Source organism: Streptomyces sp. NRRL B-24572 (assembly GCF_002156145.1).
Classification (GTDB): domain Bacteria; phylum Actinomycetota; class Actinomycetes; order Streptomycetales; family Streptomycetaceae; genus Streptomyces; species Streptomyces vietnamensis.
Map to the genome: position 1 here is coordinate 240 of NZ_MWIG01000254.1, position 2,288 is coordinate 2,527.

Consider the following 2,288-nt stretch of genomic DNA (forward strand, 5'->3'; position numbering starts at 1 on the left):
CGCAGCGCCCCGTCGCCGAGCCGGGCTCCGAGAGCCGCGCCGCCGACCCCTTCGAGGTCTTCATCGGCTCCCCCGCCCCCGACGACCTCGACGGCCTCCTCCAGCGCACGGTCGAGCGCGCCCGCGACATGCTCGACGGCGACGCCGCCTTCCTCCTGCTCGCCACCGACGACGAGACGGAACTGGAGGTACGGGCCACCACCGGACTCCCGGCCGCCCGCCAGCGCTTCGCCCGCGTCCCCGTGGAGACCGGCGCCAGCCGCTACGGCTCCGCCCGCATGCCCGCCGTCCACGAGGACCTGGCCGCCGTCCCCGGCGCCGTCCCGCTCCTCGAAGGCACCGGCATGCGCTCGGTCGTCACCGTCCCGCTCAAGGTCGAGGGCCGGCTCACCGGCTCCCTCGGCGTGGCCGCAGAGTCCGCGAACCGCTACTCGAACGAGGAGGCCCTCCGCCTCCAGTTCGCCGCCGACCGCATCGCCCTGGCCGTCGAATCGGCCCGCCTCGGCGAACTCGAACGGCTCCGCCGCGGCTCCCTCAGCTTCCTCGTCGAGGCCTCCGACCTCCTGGCCGGCACCCTCGACCGCGACCAGACCCTGGCCCTGATGGCCCAGATGACGGTCCCCACCCTCGCCACCTGGTGCGCGGTCTACACGATCGCCGACCAGGCCTCCGACCCGTACCTCTCGTACGTGCTCCACGAGGACGAGGACCGCATCGACGGCCTCAAGGCCCTGCTCTCCTCCATCGCCCCGCCCGACCCGGTGCCGACCCCCGGCGCCCGCGTCTGGTCCGCCCCGGGCGACGCGGCACACCGCGCGGCACTGACCGCCTCGGTCCGCGCCCTCGACCACCCGGCGAGCCCCCTCTCCTCCGGCATCGACACCACCCTGGCCACCGCGAGCACGGTCGCCGGCGAGACGGTCGTCCTGCCGCTGGTCGCCCGCAACCGGGTCATCGGCATGCTGACCCTCGGCAGGCCCTCGGAGGACCACTTCCGCCAGGAGATCCTGGAGCTCGCCGAGGACCTCTCGCGCCGGGCGGCCCTGGCCCTGGACAACGCCCGCCTGTACTCGGAGCGCGTGGCGATCAGCCAGTCCCTCCAGCGCAGCCTCCTCCCGCCGGGCCTCCCCGTGATCCCGGGCGTCGAGGTCGACGTCATCTACCGCGCGGCCGGCGAGGGCAACGAGGTGGGAGGCGACTTCTACGACGTCTTCCCCATCAGGGACGACGTCTACGGATTCGCCATCGGCGACGTCTGCGGTACGGGCCCGGAGGCGGCCGCCGTCACCGGCCTGGCCCGCCACGCCCTGCGCCTCCTGGCCCGCGAGGGCTTCGGCGGCCCGGCGGTCCTGGAGCGGCTGAACGCGGCGATCCTCGACGAGGGCGCCCGCAGCCGCTTCCTGACCCTCCTCTACGGCGAGATGCGCCCGCAGCCGGACGGCTCGGTGATCCTCAAGGTCGTCTGCGCCGGCCACCCCCTCCCGTTGCGCCTCCGCCCGGACGGCACGGTGGAGCCCGCGGCCGAACCGCAGCCGCTCCTGGGCGTCATGGAGGACCTGGAACTGTACGAGCAGACGGTCACGCTCGACCCGGGCGACGTCCTCCTCTGCGTCACGGACGGCGTGACGGAACGCCGCGAGGGCACCCGCATGCTGGGCGACGACGGCCTGGCCGAGGTCCTCAAGACCTGTACGGGCCTGACGGCCGGCGCGGTCGCCTCCCGTGTCCTCCGCGCGGTCGAACGCTTCGCCCAGGCCCCCGCCTCCGACGACATGGCCATCCTGGCGATGCGTCTCCGCGAACCGGACCACAACTGACAGAGCCGGCGCCTCCTCCGAAGGGGAGGCGCCGGTCCTGCCCACTGCCCCAGAAACACAAAAAGGCCCCCGCCTGATGGCGGGGGCCTTTTCATTTCGGAGCCCTTTAACGGAATCGAACCGTTGACCTTCTCCTTACCATGGAGACGCTCTACCGACTGAGCTAAAAGGGCAGGTTGTTCGGCGGCGTCCTACTCTCCCACAGGGTCCCCCCTGCAGTACCATCGGCGCTGAAAGGCTTAGCTTCCGGGTTCGGAATGTAACCGGGCGTTTCCCTAACGCTATGACCACCGAAACACTATGAAGTTGAACTCAACCGGCAAGGGAGTTCATTGCTTCAGAACTAACACAGTGGACGCGAGCAACTGAGGACAAGCCCTCGGCCTATTAGTACCGGTCAGCTCCACCCCTTGCGGGGCTTCCACATCCGGCCTATCAACCCAGTCGTCTGCTGGGAGCCTTACCCTCTCA

1 protein-coding gene, 1 tRNA gene and 2 rRNA genes are annotated in these 2,288 nt (G+C 71.2%); 1 reads left to right on the forward strand and 3 read right to left on the reverse strand.

The genetic code is table 11. The features are described from left to right. Positions 1–1,817: SpoIIE family protein phosphatase (locus CCN56_RS15795; RefSeq protein ID WP_256961986.1), on the forward strand; the 1,817-nt coding region annotated here is incomplete at its 5' end. A 100-nt stretch (positions 1,818–1,917) separates the two neighbouring features. Here CCN56_RS15795 and CCN56_RS15800 read toward each other — a convergent pair. The 3 genes from CCN56_RS15800 to CCN56_RS15810 form a co-directional block, all read right to left on the reverse strand. Continuing rightward, positions 1,918–1,990 (reverse strand) — tRNA-Thr (locus tag CCN56_RS15800). 5 nt (positions 1,991–1,995) lie between these two features. After that, positions 1,996–2,112, reverse strand: a 5S ribosomal RNA gene (gene rrf / locus CCN56_RS15805). Between the two features lie 72 nt (positions 2,113–2,184). Then, positions 2,185–2,288 (reverse strand): 23S ribosomal RNA (locus CCN56_RS15810); the annotation flags it as partial.